Origin of the sequence: Propionispora sp. 2/2-37 (genome assembly GCF_001298735.1) — a bacterium.
Lineage (GTDB): Bacteria > Bacillota > Negativicutes > Propionisporales > Propionisporaceae > Propionispora.
This window is the reverse complement of sequence record NZ_CYSP01000001.1, coordinates 192,450-210,654: the sequence shown is the minus strand read 5'-3', so window position 1 is coordinate 210,654 and position 18,205 is coordinate 192,450. Positions and strand designations below refer to the sequence as shown.

Sequence of the window (18,205 nt, the reverse complement as noted above, 5' to 3'; positions counted from 1 at the left end):
GTACTTGCCTCCTTTCTCTGTTTTTATAAGATTCATAATACTATTGTGCATATAAAAACAAAAAAAATAACAGGTGTAATTTTCCCTGTTATTTTTAATAATTACCTCTTTTTATACATAATAGGACGGTATGCACGTGGCTTCTGTAATATTTCCGAATAAATCATGGCATTGACCAAAATAGGATAAGCCAGCTTTTCGGTTTGTACCACGGGGAGACTTTCTGTTTTCTTCATATCAGACATTAATATAGACTGTTCCTTTATTTTCGGAGCAACCACCCAATTCTTAATTAATTCATCCTTTATTATCGGCTCTTCGGCTGTTTTTTCCGGTTTAGTGTCCGGTTGCGGCTCCGGTTCCGGTATGTCCGGGTACTTGTATTCAGTAGGCCGTTTACGTCGGAAAAGTTCCGGAAGGACATACAACGCTATGGTAAAAACAATCAGTAAGAGAATATCCATAATTATTCTCCCTTGTTTTTATCCGGTTGTCCAGCTACTTGCAACGGTTCAACTTTTCCAATCGTTTCCCGCATCTGAGTATCGGCAATGACGTTATTCATATTATAATAATCCATCACTCCCATACGCCCTTCTTTTAAAGCCAACGCCAAAGCATGAGGTACTTCTGCCTGTGCTTCTATAACTTTTGCCTGCATTTCCTGGGTAAAAGCCTTCATTTCCTGTTCCTGGGCAACTGCCATAGCCCTTCGTTCTTCCGCCTTGGCTTGTGCAATACGTTTTTCCGCTTCAGCCTGATCTGTCATAAGTTCTGCGCCGATATTGCGTCCAACATCAACATCGGCAATATCAATAGACAATATTTCAAAAGCTGTGCCGGCATCCAGCCCTTTTGACAATACGGTTCTTGATATGTGGTCGGGATTCTCCAAAACATCTTTATGATCAGCGGATGAACCAACCGTGGTAACAATCCCTTCACCAACCCTGGCTATAATGGTAGCTTCACCGGCCCCCCCAACCAACCGATCAATATTGGCCCGAACGGTTACACGTGCTTTAACTTTTAATTCAATACCGTTTTTAGCCACGGCAGAAACGATGGGTGTTTCAATTACTTTAGGATTAACACTCATTTGCACAGCTTCCAGCACATCACGGCCCGCCAGATCAATGGCAGCTGATCTTTCAAAAGGCAGGGGAATCTGAGCCCGATGTGCAGCAACCAGCGCATCAATAACCTTATCAACATCGCCTCCGGCTAAGTAGTGTGCTTCCAATTGGTTCACATTTACATCCAAACCGGCCTTGTTTGCTTTAATCAACGGCAAAACAATCTGAGCCGGTGGCACACGACGCAACCGCATGCCAATCAAGGTGAAAATCCCGACGTGAACACCGGCCGCCATGGCCGATATCCACAAACCAAGGGGAACAAAATGTAAAAACACACCAATCCCGATAACAATCAGCATCAGGAAAAACAAAGGTCCTATTAATGACAGCATTCTATCCTCTCCTTTTTTAATCGGCAATCGGACGAACAACCACACGGTTGCTGTCAGTACCCGTTACCTTGACTTTAACACCCTCATCCACAAAAACCCCTTCTGAGATGACATCAACCCAAACCCCCTCAATTTCAACAACTCCCGCCGGACGAAGTTTTGTTACCGTTATACCGATTTTTCCCTGATAAATAGTATAATCCGGCCCGCTGACAAACCCTTCCTGACTTGTCTCCGTTTCCTTAAGCATCAACTTTTTCCATAAGGAACTGGTAGACAGCTGCTTGGCCAAGAAGAAAAATAATACTAAGGCAGTTGCTAAACTAAAGAGAATCGCCTGAACAGCCTGCGTATCGGCACCTAAAGCTAAAAACAGGCTGGCAAAAATACAAGAAACACCGGCCGCAGCCAGTATCCCCGTCCCTAAAAAGAATAGTTCTCCTGTTATTAGTATTACACCGACAAGAAAAATCATGATTTCCAGCCAGCTTGCCAGACCCAGCAGCCACTGTCCGGTAAAAAACAAAAGAGCTGCCAAAATTGCAATGATCCCGGCAATACCGGTTCCGGCTGTCTTCAATTCAATTAAAATTGCTAAAAACAATATTGTAAGCAATAATGCGCGGCCAGCAGACGACCCTAGCCAACCTGCTAAATTATCTTTCCAATTTAGATTATATTCGATTACATCGCTATTTTCCAAACCATAATGCGCTAATACGGCTCCGCGTTCAGAAGCAATTACATCTGCATAACCAAGCTGCACGGCCTGATAATCGGCCAGAGAGAGAATTTGCCCCGCTTCAGTATATCCGGGAATTCCGGTCGTCTTATCTACCATAGCTTCGGCTATCCGGGGATTACGTCCATTTTTTTTAGCTGTGGCTGCAAATTCAGCCTTTAATGCGGAAATATTTTTTTCTGTGGCTGGGATTGGTTCGGCAGCACCAATACTTCCTCCTTCGGCCATAACGATATTTTGGTGGGCAAGAGTGACTAGCGCCCCCGCAGACCAGGCCCGGTTTTTAACATAGCCAATGGTTTTAGTATGTATGGCTGCCTCGACAATCATGTCCCTCAGCTTGACCGCTGAGTCAACCAATCCACCGAATGTATCAATTTCAAGAATCACGGCGTCTACCTGCTTATCCCTTGTTTCAGACAATGCACGATTCAAAAGTGCTACTTGTGCCTCATTGATTTCGCCTTTTATAGAAATAACCAATACAGCAGGTCTTTCCTGGGCTGAACATACCGACTGACTGAAAATAAATACCGCACACAGTATAACTGCAGCTATAACCGTACGCATGATCCTGCTCCTATCTTCAACTGCTTTTCTTATTAGTGCCGGATAACATTAAAATCCGGCACTATAATGTACCGGATTCTGTTTTACTGATTAAGTAACTCTTTTACTATAGAATTAATCAACTTACCATTTGCACGCCCCTTAACCTTGGGCATGAGATTAGACATTACTTTTCCCATATCCTTCGGACTAGTAGCATTTGTTTGAGCAATAGCTTCAGTCACTAATGCACGAACTTCATTCTCATCTAGCTGTTGAGGAAGATATTGCATCAGAACGTCAATTTCTTTTTCCAGGTTATCTACCAAATCCGGCCGATTTCCCCTTTGGAACTCTTCCATTGCATCACGACGCATCTTTACTTCTTTAGCTATAACATCCAGAACTTCACTATCGGAAAGTTCTTTTTTGTAATTAATCTCAACATTTTTTATATTGGCACGCACCATACGGATAACCGAAAGCTGAACCTTGCCTGCTTCCCGATCTTTCATGGCCTGCTTCATATCTTCTGCTAGTTTATCCTTAAGAGACATGTAAATACCCCCGAAACGTTACTTTATGCTTTAAATTTGCGTTTACGTGCCGCTTCGGACTTTTTCTTGCGCCTTACGCTAGGTTTTTCATAATGCTCACGTTTTCTAACTTCGGCAAGAGTTCCCGCCTTTTGACAAGTACGTTTGAATCTGCGGAGTGCACTATCAATTGTTTCATTTTTTCCTACTTTGACTTCTGACATCTGATCTCCCTCCCTCCACTTGACCATTACGGGGAAGTGTATTACGTCTATATACACCTAAACATTATACAATAAAATCATGTATACTGTCAATATTAACCTGGCGGCCAATTCATGGATCTTCCGCCAAGAATATGATAATGCAAATGATGCACCGTTTGACCGCCGTTTTTCTTGGTGTTGATAACCACACGGAATCCGTCATCAGTCAAACCTAGTTTAGCGGCAATCTTGGGAATTGCAGCGGAAAGCCGGGCCAATATCGCACTGTCTTGCGGCTTTACCGCCAGAAGGTGATCAATATGCATTTTAGGGATAAGCAAAACATGAACTGGCGCAGCCGGATTGATATCAGGAAAAGCAATAACCTGCTCATCTTCATAAATTGGCTCCACAGGTATTTGTTTTGTGGCTATCTTACAAAAAATACATTCGTTTTGCATACAGCACCTCCTCTCCAAGAACACCTATAGTTTTTGTATGTCTATATTCCTTTATTCTGTCTTTTTCTTTGATATCCTCCCACCTTAAAGAAAAGACCTGTAATTAATCAATAACGGTTCCCCACAGGCCGTCATTATATATGGCTTCGAAACGAACCTGGCATAACTTTCGAACGATCTCTCCGGAATTTTTTGTATATACCCGTATATAATTACCGGTTAATCCATCGACAACATCATTATGGACTTCTTCGAATAAAACCTGCATGTCCTTGCCGATAAATGACCGGATATATTCATTGCTTTTTTTATCTGCTACCTCACGCATTGTTTGCACACGGTTCTTTTTCACCTCGTCAGGGACTTGACCGGCATAATCTGCAGCCGTTGTTCCTTTTCGTCGAGAATAAGGGAAAATATGCATTTTAGCAAAATTCATCTTTTCAACAAAATGTAACGTTTCTTTAAACATGTCGTTGGTCTCACCGGGAAAGCCGACAATAATATCAGTCGAAACGGCAATATCCGGAACCGCAGTGCGGATATTGTTGATAAGCCTTTGGTACTCAGCCGTAGTATAATGTCTGTTCATCGCTCTAAGCACCGAATCGCTACCCGCTTGCAAGGGAAGATGTAAATGGCGGCAGAATTTTGGATTTTTTTTCATCAGATAGATTAATTCATCCTCCACCTCCAGTGATTCCAATGAGCCAAGGCGTAAACGATCCAGCCCTTCCAATTCCAGAACGGCTTTAACCGCAGCGGCTAAAGTGACATCGTGACTCGCGCTGTCCCTACCGTATGCTCCTAAATGAATTCCGGTCAGAACAATTTCCCTAAAGCCGGCATGAATAAGTTTTAACGCTTCCTGTCGAACACTTGACAAAGGCCGGGATTTAAGCGGACCGCGGGCATAGGGAATAATGCAATAAGTACAAAAATTAGTGCATCCGTCCTGAATCTTCAAAAAGGCACGCGTGCGAACCGGTAATCTCTCCAGAGGTATGTCTTCAAACACCGAAGGCTTCATTATATCACTGACAATATTGATTTTAGATTTGTTTCGCGCTGCTTCTTCAATCAGTTGAACAATACGTTGCCGTTCTCTGGTACCTATAATCACATCAACACCTTCAATGGCTTCCACTTCTTCAGGCGAAACCTGGGCATAACATCCTGTGACGGCAATAAGAGCCTCTGGATTGGTCTTTATTGCCTTGCGAATAAGCTGCCGCGATTTTTTTTCGCCCAAATGCGTAACCGAACAGGTATTAATGACATAAACATCAGCAAAATCCTGGAAATCAACAATCGTATAGTGTGCGGCCTGAAACAGGCCCTCCATAACTTCGGTTTCATATTGATTAACCTTACAACCCAAGGTTGTAAATGCAACATATGGCATGATCAGCCTCCTAAATTACCGCATTCATACATGACAATCGATACTGCCGCCAAAGATGCTGTTTCTGTTCGTAAAATTCGGGATCCCAATGTAACAATAGAAGCTTTTTTCTGCTGCCAGCCGGAAATTTCCTCTGGTGCAAAACCACCTTCCGGACCGACTATCAGTGTATAAGAAAGAACTTGCTGTGATAGCAGGACCTGTTTTAGGCCCTGTCCTTGTTCTCCCTCATACAGCACCAGTACTTCACTGCCTCCAGCGGTCTTTTTCATTATTTCAGACATATCCTGGATAGGTTCCACTGTCGGCACGCAGAAACGTCCGCATTGCTTGGACGCTTCAACGGCAATTTTTTGCCACCGAATGACTCGTTGCGCCTTTTTCTGGTCATCATAACGGACAACAACATGTTTAGAAATCATCGGAATAATCCTGTCTACGCCTAGTTCAACCGCTTTTTGCACAATATAATCCATTTTATCGCCTTTGGGCAGCCCCTGTACGAGACAAACTTTAATATCCGGCTCGCGGTCTTCTGCAAGCTGCTCTTTTAACTTCAGTGTAACCGAAGTAACGGTCACTTGTTGTATTTCAGCAATGCCCGCTTTCCCCTTGTAATCAACTACGATTATTTTATCTCCGGACTTCATCCGTAAAACGCGACAGATATGATCGACGTCGCTGCCTTCAATGACCATATTTGCCGCTAATGCGGCATTAAGAAAAAAGCGGCGCATATTAAACGCCTCTCTTTCGGATTACCATTGCCACCCATCCACCATTTTCAACGACTTTTTCAACAATAAAATTATGTGCCAACACCGCAGCCGTCACGTCAGAAACCCGCTCTCCAATAATTCCGCTTGCAATAAAGTAGCCATCATCCTTAAGCTTTCCCGGAATATCTTGTATTAAATGAATGATAATATCCGCAATAATATTCGCAACGATTACATCGGCCTGACCGGTTACCCCGGCCAGCAAATCACCTTGAACTACGTTGACAGTATCTTGAACATCATTAATTTTAATATTTTCAGCCGCAACACGCACCGCCACCTGATCCAAGTCTACGGACTGAACGCTGCCGGCACCAAGCTTAGCTGCTACTATAGAAAGAATACCGGAACCGGTGCCAACATCGAACACCACATCACCCGGTTTTACAATTTCCTCCAGACATTGTGCGCACATCATCGTGGTAAAATGTGTTCCTGTGCCAAAAGCCATCCCGGGATCCAGTTCAATAACAATATCATCAGGAACAGCCGTATACTCTTCCCAGGAAGGTTTTATAATAATTTTATCACTGATCCGGGTGGGATGAAAATATTCCTTCCAGGCAGATGCCCAATCTTCTTCCTGAACCTCCCGGCAGTGAATCGCTCCTTTACCTTTATCCAGATTATGTTTAATCAATTCATTGACTCGTGCTTCAAAGACAGACAGCTTTGCGTCCAGTTCTTCATCCATGGTCAGATATGCTTTTACCGTAACAGTTTCAATATCTGTCTCTTCCGGGATATCACAGTAGTCCCAGGCACCGCTCCGCCGATATACATTAATCAGTTCGGGATCCTCAATCACAACGCCGCTTGCTCCTAAATCATGGAAAATATTCGCTACGGCTTCAGTAGCCTCATGAGTAGTCTGGATGCTGATTTCAGCCCATTTCATATTACCGCCCCTTTTTTACCGGCACAAGCTATGATGCCGTTACTACGATAGGCCGCTTTACACCCCAAAAACATCTTTCACTTTTTTAAAAAAATTCTTTTGCTCGGGGTTAACATTTTCTCCATCCAGCTTGGCAAACTCTTGCAGTAAAGACCTCTGCCGCTCAGACAATTTTTGTGGAGTCAAAACCTTGACCCTGACATGCTGATCACCGCGTCCATTGCCTCGCAAATGAGGAATTCCCTTATCTTTTAAACGGAAAATAGTACCTGACTGTGTTCCTTCAGGAATACGCAATTTCACCTTACCGTCCAGCGTAGGTACATCAATTTCATCCCCCAGAGAGGCCTGGACAAAACTGATCGGTACCTCGCAGATTACCTCACTGCCCTCCCGGGAAAACAGTTTGTGCGATTTTACAAAAATATATACATATAAATCCCCAGGTGGGCCGCCGCGCGTTCCGGCTTCCCCCTCATGTGCCATACGTAAACGAGAACCATTGTCTACGCCGGCAGGAACTTTGATTTTAATTTTGCGTTTTGTGCGCACTTTTCCGCGCCCGTGACAATCCCGACAAGGATTTGGAACAATTTTCCCTTCACCATGGCAACGTTCACAAGTCTTCACATTGACCATTCGGCCAAAAGGCGTATTTTGCATGACCTGTACCTGTCCGGTACCTTTGCATTGCGGGCAGGTCTCGGGATGGGTTCCCGGAGCAGCCCCTGACCCTTTACAAGTCACACACTCTTCGGTACGCGGTATTTGAACTTCTTTCTCAATTCCAAAGGCCGCTTCCTCAAATGCAATTTCCAGATCATAACGTAAATCTGCTCCTTTTTCCGGCCCGGACTGTCGCCCGCCAAAACCGAACCCCGACTGGCCTCCAAAAAACATATCAAATATATCGGAAAATCCACCACTGGCGCCAAACCCAAAATCTCCACCAGGACCACCACCCCGGGCACCATCGAACGCAGCATGGCCAAATTGGTCATACTGCGCTCGGCGCTGGGGATCGGATAATACCTCATAAGCTTCATTTATTTCTTTAAATTTAATTTCCGCTTCCTTAGGATTATCACGATTGACGTCAGGATGGTACTTGCGGGCTAGTTTACGAAATGCTTTTTTTATTTCGTCTTCGGATGCTGATTTCGATACACCCAGCAATTCATAATAATCTTTTTTGCTCACTTTACACCATCCTACAGCTATTTATTTTATTTCTTGTCATCATCCATTACTTTATATTCAGCATCGACAATCTTTTCATCTCCGGACTTTGTCCCTTCACTGGGCCCAGACGCCGGTGCCCCCTGTTCCGGGCTGGCTTGGCTGTATACAGCTGAAGTTAATTCATATAAAGGCTTGGTGAGTTCTTCTGTATCTGCTTTTATTTTTTCAATATCACTGCCTTTAAGCGTTTCTTTCAACTTATCAGCCGCTGCTTTCACTTTATCAACTAATGTTTTATCGGCCTTGTCACCCATTTCCTTAACTGTCTTTTCCGCCTGATAGACCAACGAGTCAGCGTTATTGCGTACCTCTACTTCTTCTTTGCGTTTTTTATCTTCAGCGGCATGCGCTTCCGCTTCTTTTACCATACGTTCAATATCCTCTTTATCCATTCCGCCGGAAGAAGTGATGGTGATCTTTTGTTCTTTACCTGTGCCCATGTCCTTGGCCGATACATGCACAATACCATTGGCATCAATGTCAAAAGTAACTTCAATACGCGGTACGCCACGGGGAGCCGGCGGAATATCCGATAATTCGAATCTGCCAAGTGTTTTATTATAGCTGGCCATTTCCCGTTCGCCCTGCAAAACATGAATGTCTACAGAAGGCTGATTATCAGCCGCAGTGGAAAAAATCTGGCTTTTTTTGGTTGGAATGGTTGTATTACGTTCAATAATTTTGGTAAATACACCGCCAAGGGTTTCAATACCTAAAGACAGCGGTGTTACATCCAAAAGTAAAACATCTTTTACATCACCGACCAAAACACCTGCCTGAATGGCAGCACCGATGGCAACGCATTCATCCGGGTTGACACCGCGATGCGGTTCTGTACCCAAGAATTTTTTAATTGCTTCCTGTACGGCCGGGATACGGGTCGAACCACCAACCAAAATAACTTTATGAATATCTTTGGGCTGCAGTCCAGCGTCGGACATAGCTTGCCGGGTAGGTCCCATGGTAGCTTCCACCAAATCAGCGGTCAATTCCTCGAATTTGGCCCGGGTTAAACTGATATCCATATGTTTAGGACCACTTTGATCCGCAGTAATAAATGGCAGATTAATATTAGTCGTTAGCACACCGGACAATTCGATTTTTGCTTTTTCGGCGGCTTCACGCAACCGCTGTGCTGCCATACGGTCACTGGACAAATCAATACCCGTCTCTTTTTTAAATTCAGCGATCAGCCAGTTCATAATACGTTCGTCAAAATCATCGCCGCCTAATCGGTTATTGCCATTGGTTGCCTTAACTTCAAAAACGCCGTCACCCAATTCTAAAATAGAAACGTCGAAAGTACCTCCACCCAAGTCAAAAACTAGAATGGTATGATCTTCACCCTTGTCTAAACCATATGCCAGCGCAGCAGCTGTAGGCTCATTGATAATCCGCAGTACTTCCAATCCGGCAATAGTGCCCGCGTCTTTGGTAGCCTGCCGCTGACTATCGCTAAAATATGCAGGAACGGTAATTACCGCCTGCGATACCGTTTCTCCCAAATACGCTTCCGCATCTGCTTTCAGTTTTTGCAGCACCATGGCTGAAATCTCCTGGGGGCTGTATTCTTTTTCATCTATTTTTACTTTATATGTTGTTCCCATATGCCGTTTGATCGAACTGATAGTCCGGTCCGGATTAGAAACGGCCTGGCGTTTTGCCAACTGACCGACTAACCGTTCACCGGTCTTCGAAAAGCCCACAACGGATGGAGTAATTCTACTGCCTTCCGCATTGGCAATAACTACCGGCTCCCCGCCTTCCATTACTGCAACGACTGAGTTCGTTGTACCAAGGTCTATCCCAATAACTTTTCCCATAGTTAATTCCTCCTAAAAATTAATATCTATACAATTCTTACGAATTATTAACAACCTTAACCATACTTGGGCGGATAACCTTCCCGCGCACAATATAACCTTTCTGCAATTCTTCCAAGATCATTCCATCCAGTTGTTCAGCATCTTCAACACTCATGACAGCTTCATGATGCTGCGGATCAAACTGTTTACCCAGCGCTTCAATAGGAGTTAGGCCAATTTTTTCCATGACATCTGTGAACTGACGATGAATCATCTGAATCCCGGACAAAAATCCTGCGGCATCGTCTGTATTCGCATTCTGTAAGGCTCTCTCGAAATTATCCAGTACCGGTAGAATATCATAGACTATATTTTGAGCCATAATATTAGACAATTCTTCTTTTTCCTGGCGGGTACGCCTTTTAAAATTTTCGAAATCAGCCTGTAAACGCTTAAACCGTTCACTTTGCTCATTAAGCAATGCCTCTTTTTCACTAAGCTCTATTCTTAGTTTTTCCAGTTCGGAATTTTCCGGTAAATCTGCTGTCTCTTCATTCTGACTGGCTGTCTCTTCATTTACCTCTGTTTGCTCAGTGAATTTATTTTCCTCCTGATTTATTTTCTCCATAGTTTCTGCCACTTCATTCACCTCACCTAAATAGTTAAACTCCCGGCAGTGCAGCCGTTTTACAATCAGCAACAGCAGTACCGCCATCCGTTTCCTTCATTTTAATAATGGTATCAATTCGTAAAATAGCTGTTGCCACTTCTCCCGCAACCTTAATGGCATGAAGTTTTACCGGAACAGGATCAACCACTCCCAATGCCAGCATATCGGCAACCTTTCCGGTATCACAGTCAATTCCCAGCGATTCTTTTTGTCGGGTTTCCTGTGCGGTAATTACCTCTTCCACCTTTTCCAGCGGATTGTACCCCGCATTATCTACAATCTGCGATAAAGGCTGTTTCAGTGCATTCACTACACAATCCAGGCCATAAGCCGCCATACCCTTGGTACTGACGCGGGCTTGATCCACTAAACGGGCTACCGCAATCTCTATCGAGCCGCCACCAGCTACATAGCCTCCCCTGATTGCAGCCTGTACGCTGGAAGCAGCATCCCTGGCAATTCGCTCCCGTTCTCCCACCACTTCTTCGGTTGCTGCCCCAACCAGGATTGTCGCCATCGGCTTCCCCTTCCCGCCCAGCATACGCACCTGTTCCAGCTTTTTATCTTCATATACGGTTTCTGCATATCCTATGTATTTTTCAAGATCGTCTAAAGCCTTCTTTAAACCGGTCCGTTTAAGCATTCTTGCTCCGCTATGCTCAGCTACACGCCGCAGTTCCTTTGCAGCAACCCGCTGCACTACCATCACTCCGGCATCAGTCAGCAATTCTTCGGCATCGCTATGAACACCACGATCCACCAAAACAAATTGAATACCAAGAGCAATTATTTTACGAATATTTGCCTTAAACTCATCCTGCAGTTCCACATAACGCCTGAAACCAGTTTCGGTGCTCAAAGCCTCATCACTGATTCTCTCCGGTTCAAGTGCATCATCAATAATTAAAACTTTAACATCCGTAAGCTTTTTAGGCATTTCTTGATTCATTCGTTCTTTATTGATGACAACTCCCATAAAAACCTCATTATCAGCCCCTTCTTCCGCTGTAATGATCTCTGATAATTTAAAATGTGTATCCTGCAATTTTTCAAAGCCAATAAGCTGAGCAGCCCGTACTACAAGTTCCGCAATATCTTCATGTTCACGCCCGGCAATCATGGCGATTCGCTTTACTACGGGATCATCAACAGCAGTGATATTTCTACTATAACTGTGTATGGCCTGTATAGCTTGCCCAATTCCATAATTAATTCCTTCAATTACCCGGGCTACCGGAACTCCCCGCAATACCTGATTTAATCCCTCATCAACCAGCCGTCCGGCAAGCAGCGTCGCTGTCGTAGTTCCGTCTCCTACTTCTTCCTGCTGCGCCTTGGCAATATTAATCAACATTTTGGCAGCAGGATGATTTACATCCATTTTATCTAAAATAGTAACACCGTCATTGGTTATAATGACATTCCCTAGGCGGTCTACCAGCATTGTATCCAGACCTTTAGGCCCAATCGTTCTTTCAATAGCGGCCGTAACGGCTCGCACCGCATTCGTGTTGGTCGTCAATGCCGACAATCTTTCATCTATGTCCGCTCCACTTCCAGCCGGTTTTAAATTCATGCACATGTTCCCCCTATGTCCAAAACGGATTGCCCGCCATAGCAATTGAAACTTAGGCTTTATACTTAACCAGTATTTCACCCAGATGTTTGTGCATAAAATCAAGAATACTAATAATTTTACGATACTCCATCCTGGTCGGCCCCAAAACAGCAACAGTCCCAACAATCTGACCGTCTATCCGGTAGGTGGCCTGAACGACACTGCAATCCTGAATACCACTATATTTATTCTCTTGCCCGATAGTTATAATAACACCGTCTTCATCCTTCTTCTGCAGAATATCACAAAGCAGGCGCTCCTCTTCAAGCATAGTCAGCAAGCCCTGAATTTTATCGATATTGCGAAACTCAGGCTGTTTTAACATCTGGGTAGTGCCGCCTAAATATAGTTTTTCATTTTTTTCGACAAATAATGCCTTTTTGATATTAGCCAGAGCAGTTTCCAGTAAATCCGTTCCCGGTAAGATAGTCTGCTGTATTTCCTTTAAAACGGAAGTCTGTATCCTGTCAAAAGATAAGCCACCAAGACGGGCGTTAATACTGTCCGCTATTTTTTGCAAATCTTCAAATACAATACCGTCCGGTATATTCATGATTTTATTATCAACGAACCCGGTATCGGTCACAATAACCAAAATAACCCGATATTCATCAAGCGGTAAAAATTGAATATATTTAAAAATACATGGGGACAATTGCGGCGCCAATACCATGGAAATATTCCGGGTCATGCGTGAAATAATTTTGGCAGTCTCCTGGAATACTTCATCAATACGCTGCACCTTTGCCTGATACCAGTTATTGATTAAAGCAACTTCATGTTTAGATAAGCTTAACGGTTCCATCAAACAGTCCACATAAAACCGGTAGCCCTTGACAGAAGGTACACGACCGGAAGAAGTATGCGGCTGTTCAATATACCCCAGCAATTCAAGATCGGCCATTTCATTTCTAATAGTAGCAGGACTTACCCCCAAGTCATACTTACGCGCAATGGTTCTCGAACCAATCGGTTCAGCGGTGGAAATATAATCGTCAATTATCGCTTGCAGAATTTTGCGTTTGCGCTCATCTAACATGATTCCACCTCCTGTTGTTAGCACTCTACTTCATAGAGTGCTAATATCTATATAAAAAAATACCACTCCTTTAGCCAACTGTCAAGATGCTTAGATTATTTCCCCTCAATCCGGCAAAAAAGAGCTGAAAACCGTATTGCCATATTGCATCCCTAAAGAGGTAAGCCGTATCCCTGTTGCCGTTACCTCCAGAAGTTTTTTTTGGGAAAAGGTCTCAATTATCTCCTTATATTTTATAAAAAAATCCATATGAAAATAGTCATAAAAAGCTTGCCAGGCACAGCCTTCAGTTGTGCGCAAAGCTAAAAACATAAACTCCGCCATAGCTGTCTCTCTATCCAGTTTCTCGGCAAAGCCCACCGGCAAAACAGCATTCTGTCCCTGCAGAGCGTTAATATATTTTTTTATATCCGCCGTATTGGCCGTCCTGCGCCCGTCAAAAAAGGAATGAGCTGCCGCTCCCAGGCCTAAATACGGCTGATAATGCCAGTATTTTAAATTATGACAACATTTTGCATCCTGTACTGCATAATTGGAAATTTCATACCGTTGATAGCCTTGTTCAGGTAAAAAACGGGTCACAAATTCATACATGGCAGCTTCTTCTTCTTCACTGGGTAGTTGCAGTAAACCCTGTGATTCCAGCCTAGCAAAAGGTGTTGCTTCCTCAATTTGCAGACCGTAAACCGACATGTGCCGCACGCCAAGTTCGATGGCCTTCTGGATACTATCCATTATATCCGTGATGTGTTGAGCTGGCAAACCGTACATTAAATCAATATTGATGTTGCTGATACCTGCTTCCCTGGCGTTCATAATGGCTTCAACAGCTTCTGCTCCGGAATGAATCCTGCCGATTTGCCGCAAAATATCTCCGGAAAATGACTGTACACCAAAGCTAATTCGGTTAACTCCTGCTGCTTTTAAAACGGCCAGCTTTTCCCTATTTACCGTTCCGGGATTGGCTTCAATCGTTATTTCTGTTTGGTTAGTAAAGAGAAAATGTGCCTGCAGGCAACCGAGAATACTAGCTAACTGCCCGGCACTAAGCACAGTCGGCGTCCCCCCGCCGATAAACACGGTATCGAGAACCGCCTCCGGCATATTTTTTTGCCGTATCGCTATTTCCCTGCATAAGGCATTAACATAGTCGGCATAAACAGCTTCGGAAACAACAGAAGAAGGAAAATCACAATAAAAACATTTTTTCCGGCAAAATGGTATATGGATATATAACCCCAGGTTCATGATCTCTAATCCATTTTTAATATGGCCATAAAAGCTTCTTGCGGTATATCCACACTGCCAACTTGTTTCATGCGTTTTTTACCTTCTTTTTGCTTTTCCAAAAGTTTGCGTTTACGGGAAATATCACCGCCATAGCATTTGGCCAGCACGTCTTTACGCAAGGCACGTACCGTCTCTCTGGCAATCACCTTATTGCCGATCGCCGCCTGAATGGGGATCTCAAACATCTGTCGAGGAATAATTTCCTTAAGTTTTTCCGCCAATTGTCGGCCCCGGTATTGTGCCTTGTCGCGGTGAACAATATTGGACAAAGCATCTACCGGATCGCCGTTTAGAAGAATGTCCAATTTTACCAGTTGCGAAGTCTGATACCCAATTAGTTCATAGTCAAGGGAAGCATAGCCGCGCGTCGAGGATTTGAGACGGTCGAAATAATCATAGATAATTTCGCTGAGTGGTAAATGATAAGTCAGCATAACACGCGTCGGATCCAGATATTTCATATCCTTAAAATCGCCGCGTTTTTCCTGTGACAATTCCATGACCGCCCCTACATGATCTTTGGGTACAATCACGGTCGCTCTCACATAAGGTTCGTCTATATGGTCAATTTCCTGTGGTGTAGGCAGCCGTGAAGGATTATCAATGCTTACTACTTCTCCATCGGTTTTGGTTACCTTAAAAATAACACTGGGTGCCGTGGTAATCAGTGTTAGGTTATATTCCCGCTCCAGGCGTTCCTGAATAACGTCCATGTGCAAAAGACCCAGGAAACCACAGCGAAAACCAAATCCTAATGCAATTGATGTTTCGGGTTCAAACACCAGCGCAGCATCATTTAACTGCAGTTTTTCCAGTGCATCACGCAGGTTTTCATAATCAGCGCTGTCAACAGGGTACAATCCACAGTATACCATTGGATTAATTTTCCGGTAGCCAGGCAGCGGATGTCCAACCGGGCGGTCTGCACCGGTAATGGTATCTCCCACTCTGGCATCCTTAACATTTTTGATGCTGGCCGCCAGAAAGCCAACCTGACCGGCCTCTAAAATATCAACATTGGCAAGAAACGGCCGAAAGATGCCAACCTCCGTAACATCAAAAACCTTGTCGGTTGCCATCATTTTAATTTTCATTCCCGGAATAATTTTTCCACTGATGACACGGACATAGGCAATAACTCCTTTGTAGGGATCAAAATGGGAATCAAAAATCAAAGCGCTGAGGGGATCATCACTATTCCCCCTAGGAGCGGGAATCTTCTTTACAACGGCTTCCAAAACCTCTCCAATTCCAAGTCCGGTCTTCGCACTGACCAATACTGCTTCCGAAGCATCCAAGCCAATTACATCCTCAATTTCCTGCTTTACTTTTTCCGGATCCGCACTGGGCAAATCGATCTTATTAATCACCGGTACAATTTCCAAATCGTGTTCTAATGCCAGGTACACGTTGGCCAGGGTCTGCGCCTCTATTCCCTGTGCGGCATCTACCACCAGCAGAGCACCTTCACAAGCGGCAAGGCTACGAGATACCTCATAAGTAAAGTCTACATGCCCCGGGGTATCAATGAGATTCAGCATATATTTTTCGCCATTTTCAGCAATATATTCCAATCTGACTGCCTGTGCTTTAATGGTTATCCCCCGTTCGCGTTCCAGTTCCATCTGATCCAGAACCTGATCTTCCATTTCACGTGCGGACAAAGCGCCGGTATATTCTAAAAGCCGGTCAGCTAAGGTTGATTTGCCGTGATCTATATGTGCAATAATTGAAAAATTTCTGATGTTTTCTAGCTTCATGCAGGACTCTCCTCTGATGTAATACTTGTAAAATTATATCATCGCCTGCCTTGCTCCTGCAAGTATTACCTTTAGAGACGTGTCGTTAAAGCCGGTAAAAGGATTAGAATTTTTGCCGTAATTCCGCTAGATATCTCTCACAGGCTGTCTTGGCCTGTAATATTTCATCCGTACATTGTCTTGCAATTATGTTGAGTCCGGAGAATAGTGCCGTGGCATCCATAGAAACACATGTCGGCAGCGATATTCTGTCATGATATATACTGAGGACGATCTCTTTTTCACTATTACTGATTCCGGCAATCGGATACACCGATTGGATACTATATTGATTTCCCAAAAAATAGAGGAAATATTTTCCTGTCTCCTGACACTGGATGTTAAATGCCTGCACCGTACTTTGTTTTTGTGTAAGCCTGTTAAGCTGCATCTCCGCTATATTTACACCTAAAACTATGACAATGAATAAAGCGGCTAAACCTCGAAAAACAATTCTGGCTTCCGACCGATGCATGTGGTGCATACCGTCACCTCAATAGTAAAAAATTACTGCGTATTTCCCTGCTGCAATTTATTTTCCGCTATAATTTCGGCCAGTACATCGCCAAGCATTTCCATACTCCGTGTAGCCTCTTCCAGACTGTTTTCCTGACAGCCTACTTCTAGTAATAAAGCCCGGGGATGAAGATGCTGATTATAACGCCATTCCACCAGTTGAATTCCCCTGGATAATCCGGGATAATGCTGATTCAATTTTGAATCAATCAACTTGGCAAATGCATGATTTTCCTGCCAATGCGGCTGAACTAAATCCGGCTGCCCGGTAGCAACAATAATCATAATTTTTGCCGCTTCTTTTCCGTTAATGACAACTGTGGTATTTTCACGTTTTTGCGCATCTCGATGTATATCAAAAATCATTTGAATCGAAGGATTTTCTTCCAGCATTTTTTTTGCAGTTATTTCGGATGGTCCGTAAGCTTTCATAAAACTTGGATAATCATGAATGGTATTGCTTTGGATCGCCGTAATCTGATATTTTGCCATCTGTTGAACTAATGCCTGTCCCACACCCACAATATCACCAATCTGCCCGCCCGGTTTGTGTGCCACTCCTGAAGTAGGGATATAGGACTCTGCCGTATGAGTATGGTATATCCCGATTAAGGGTTTTCCGGTATCGGCAATTCCTGCCGTTTTCAAATTGGGTAAAATAGCGACCGGTTTCGAACTGACAGGAAGGTTTCCATTTTTTACACTGGCTAACACCGGTATTTCCGAGGTTATAAGCGACCGCATATCGCCTAGATCAATAGAAGTAAAGACTTGAAATAGGTTTATACCAAATTGCTCCATATCAAACCGAGGCAGCGGTCGTTTTTCGGCAACCGTTTGCAGACCGGGTACACCTGAAAATAAAAGTTCCTGCCAGGTAGGCAAAACCATTGATAATTCTTGTCCAGACAAGCGCACCTGCCCGGCAAGAGCCGGAACTGCTGCTTTTTCACTTAAAGCGGTTGAAATGACCGCCATGCTCATTAAAACTACAGTCAACCCAATAAGTAAATACTTGTTTTGTAATTTTGTAACTGAACGATGCCGCTGCCGTCTTGATAACATCATTTCCTCCTGCCGGCAACTTGGTCAGTTGCCTAAGCGTACCCGCATTATTTATGAAATGCTTTTGCACAATGTTTACTCCATACATCAGCCATTCATCTTCGTACGCAGCAA

General features: G+C 43.9%; 18 protein-coding genes. All 18 read right to left on the bottom strand.

Annotated features, from left to right (window positions below; genetic code table 11):
• Nucleotides 1-101: 101 nt before the first annotated feature.
• A complete protein-coding gene (locus P22_RS01105; RefSeq protein ID WP_054258361.1) occupies nucleotides 102-464 on the bottom strand; it encodes a hypothetical protein in 363 nt (120 codons plus the stop codon).
• A 2-nt stretch (nucleotides 465-466) separates the two neighbouring features.
• Nucleotides 467-1,471, bottom strand: coding sequence for a flotillin-like protein FloA (floA, locus tag P22_RS01100; protein WP_054258360.1), 1,005 nt, complete (start codon nucleotides 1,469-1,471; stop codon nucleotides 467-469).
• Nucleotides 1,472-1,487: 16 nt separating this feature from the next.
• Nucleotides 1,488-2,783, bottom strand: a complete 1,296-nt coding sequence (locus tag P22_RS01095; protein ID WP_054258359.1) for an NfeD family protein — start codon at nucleotides 2,781-2,783, stop codon at nucleotides 1,488-1,490.
• Between the two features lie 83 nt (nucleotides 2,784-2,866).
• Nucleotides 2,867-3,319: a GatB/YqeY domain-containing protein gene (locus tag P22_RS01090; RefSeq protein ID WP_054258358.1), complete on the bottom strand. Its 453-nt coding sequence runs from the start codon at nucleotides 3,317-3,319 to the stop codon at nucleotides 2,867-2,869.
• A 23-nt stretch (nucleotides 3,320-3,342) separates the two neighbouring features.
• Entirely contained in the window at nucleotides 3,343-3,522 is a 180-nt protein-coding gene (gene rpsU, locus P22_RS01085; RefSeq protein WP_054258357.1) for a 30S ribosomal protein S21, read from the bottom strand.
• A 95-nt stretch (nucleotides 3,523-3,617) separates the two neighbouring features.
• Nucleotides 3,618-3,965 (bottom strand): histidine triad nucleotide-binding protein, encoded by a 348-nt coding sequence (locus tag P22_RS01080; RefSeq protein WP_054258356.1) that lies wholly within the window; start codon nucleotides 3,963-3,965, stop codon nucleotides 3,618-3,620.
• 103 nt (nucleotides 3,966-4,068) lie between these two features.
• Nucleotides 4,069-5,370: a tRNA (N(6)-L-threonylcarbamoyladenosine(37)-C(2))-methylthiotransferase MtaB gene (mtaB, locus tag P22_RS01075; protein WP_054258355.1), complete on the bottom strand. Its 1,302-nt coding sequence runs from the start codon at nucleotides 5,368-5,370 to the stop codon at nucleotides 4,069-4,071.
• Between the two features lie 2 nt (nucleotides 5,371-5,372).
• A complete protein-coding gene (locus tag P22_RS01070) occupies nucleotides 5,373-6,107 on the bottom strand; it encodes a 16S rRNA (uracil(1498)-N(3))-methyltransferase (protein WP_054258354.1) in 735 nt (244 codons plus the stop codon).
• Between the two features lies 1 nt (nucleotide 6,108).
• Nucleotides 6,109-7,047 (bottom strand): 50S ribosomal protein L11 methyltransferase, encoded by a 939-nt coding sequence (prmA, locus tag P22_RS01065; protein ID WP_054258353.1) that lies wholly within the window; start codon nucleotides 7,045-7,047, stop codon nucleotides 6,109-6,111.
• Between the two features lie 57 nt (nucleotides 7,048-7,104).
• Nucleotides 7,105-8,247: a molecular chaperone DnaJ gene (gene dnaJ, locus P22_RS01060; RefSeq protein WP_054258352.1), complete on the bottom strand. Its 1,143-nt coding sequence runs from the start codon at nucleotides 8,245-8,247 to the stop codon at nucleotides 7,105-7,107.
• Nucleotides 8,248-8,273: 26 nt separating this feature from the next.
• Nucleotides 8,274-10,112 (bottom strand): molecular chaperone DnaK, encoded by a 1,839-nt coding sequence (gene dnaK / locus P22_RS01055; RefSeq protein WP_054258351.1) that lies wholly within the window; start codon nucleotides 10,110-10,112, stop codon nucleotides 8,274-8,276.
• Nucleotides 10,113-10,149: 37 nt separating this feature from the next.
• On the bottom strand, nucleotides 10,150-10,809 hold the full coding sequence (gene grpE / locus P22_RS01050; RefSeq protein ID WP_235814510.1) for a nucleotide exchange factor GrpE: 660 nt from the start codon (nucleotides 10,807-10,809) through the stop codon (nucleotides 10,150-10,152).
• Entirely contained in the window at nucleotides 10,757-12,340 is a 1,584-nt protein-coding gene (locus P22_RS01045) for a TCP-1/cpn60 chaperonin family protein (RefSeq protein ID WP_054258350.1), read from the bottom strand. Before P22_RS01045 ends, grpE begins: the two co-directional genes overlap by 53 nt.
• A 52-nt stretch (nucleotides 12,341-12,392) precedes the next feature.
• Nucleotides 12,393-13,421 (bottom strand): heat-inducible transcriptional repressor HrcA, encoded by a 1,029-nt coding sequence (gene hrcA / locus P22_RS01040; protein ID WP_054258349.1) that lies wholly within the window; start codon nucleotides 13,419-13,421, stop codon nucleotides 12,393-12,395.
• Between the two features lie 105 nt (nucleotides 13,422-13,526).
• Complete coding sequence (gene hemW, locus P22_RS01035; protein WP_054258348.1) at nucleotides 13,527-14,669, bottom strand: radical SAM family heme chaperone HemW; 1,143 nt, start codon at nucleotides 14,667-14,669, stop codon at nucleotides 13,527-13,529.
• A 5-nt stretch (nucleotides 14,670-14,674) separates the two neighbouring features.
• Nucleotides 14,675-16,471 (bottom strand): translation elongation factor 4, encoded by a 1,797-nt coding sequence (gene lepA, locus P22_RS01030; protein ID WP_054258347.1) that lies wholly within the window; start codon nucleotides 16,469-16,471, stop codon nucleotides 14,675-14,677.
• Nucleotides 16,472-16,574: 103 nt separating this feature from the next.
• Entirely contained in the window at nucleotides 16,575-16,994 is a 420-nt protein-coding gene (locus P22_RS01025; RefSeq protein ID WP_172675791.1) for a hypothetical protein, read from the bottom strand.
• Between the two features lie 23 nt (nucleotides 16,995-17,017).
• Nucleotides 17,018-18,094: a stage II sporulation protein P gene (gene spoIIP / locus P22_RS01020; protein WP_235814509.1), complete on the bottom strand. Its 1,077-nt coding sequence runs from the start codon at nucleotides 18,092-18,094 to the stop codon at nucleotides 17,018-17,020.
• Between the last annotated feature and the right edge of the window lie 111 nt (nucleotides 18,095-18,205).

What these genes read in the sequence shown, in the direction of transcription:
- P22_RS01080 (WP_054258356.1), bottom strand. Translation starts at nt 3,965, where the DNA reads ATGCAAAACGAATGTATTTTTTGTAAGATAGCCACAAAACAAATACCT.
- P22_RS01070 (WP_054258354.1), bottom strand. Translation starts at nt 6,107, where the DNA reads ATGCGCCGCTTTTTTCTTAATGCCGCATTAGCGGCAAATATGGTCATT.
- hrcA (WP_054258349.1), bottom strand. Translation starts at nt 13,421, where the DNA reads ATGTTAGATGAGCGCAAACGCAAAATTCTGCAAGCGATAATTGACGAT.
- lepA (WP_054258347.1), bottom strand. Translation starts at nt 16,471, where the DNA reads ATGAAGCTAGAAAACATCAGAAATTTTTCAATTATTGCACATATAGAT.
- mtaB (WP_054258355.1), bottom strand. Translation starts at nt 5,370, where the DNA reads ATGCCATATGTTGCATTTACAACCTTGGGTTGTAAGGTTAATCAATAT.
- P22_RS01105 (WP_054258361.1), bottom strand. Translation starts at nt 464, where the DNA reads ATGGATATTCTCTTACTGATTGTTTTTACCATAGCGTTGTATGTCCTT.
- P22_RS01090 (WP_054258358.1), bottom strand. Translation starts at nt 3,319, where the DNA reads ATGTCTCTTAAGGATAAACTAGCAGAAGATATGAAGCAGGCCATGAAA.
- dnaK (WP_054258351.1), bottom strand. Translation starts at nt 10,112, where the DNA reads ATGGGAAAAGTTATTGGGATAGACCTTGGTACAACGAACTCAGTCGTT.
- rpsU (WP_054258357.1), bottom strand. Translation starts at nt 3,522, where the DNA reads ATGTCAGAAGTCAAAGTAGGAAAAAATGAAACAATTGATAGTGCACTC.
- P22_RS01025 (WP_172675791.1), bottom strand. Translation starts at nt 16,994, where the DNA reads ATGCACCACATGCATCGGTCGGAAGCCAGAATTGTTTTTCGAGGTTTA.
- floA (WP_054258360.1), bottom strand. Translation starts at nt 1,471, where the DNA reads ATGCTGTCATTAATAGGACCTTTGTTTTTCCTGATGCTGATTGTTATC.
- spoIIP (WP_235814509.1), bottom strand. Translation starts at nt 18,094, where the DNA reads ATGATGTTATCAAGACGGCAGCGGCATCGTTCAGTTACAAAATTACAA.
- P22_RS01045 (WP_054258350.1), bottom strand. Translation starts at nt 12,340, where the DNA reads ATGAATTTAAAACCGGCTGGAAGTGGAGCGGACATAGATGAAAGATTG.
- grpE (WP_235814510.1), bottom strand. Translation starts at nt 10,809, where the DNA reads ATGGCGGTACTGCTGTTGCTGATTGTAAAACGGCTGCACTGCCGGGAG.
- P22_RS01095 (WP_054258359.1), bottom strand. Translation starts at nt 2,783, where the DNA reads ATGCGTACGGTTATAGCTGCAGTTATACTGTGTGCGGTATTTATTTTC.
- hemW (WP_054258348.1), bottom strand. Translation starts at nt 14,669, where the DNA reads ATGAACCTGGGGTTATATATCCATATACCATTTTGCCGGAAAAAATGT.
- prmA (WP_054258353.1), bottom strand. Translation starts at nt 7,047, where the DNA reads ATGAAATGGGCTGAAATCAGCATCCAGACTACTCATGAGGCTACTGAA.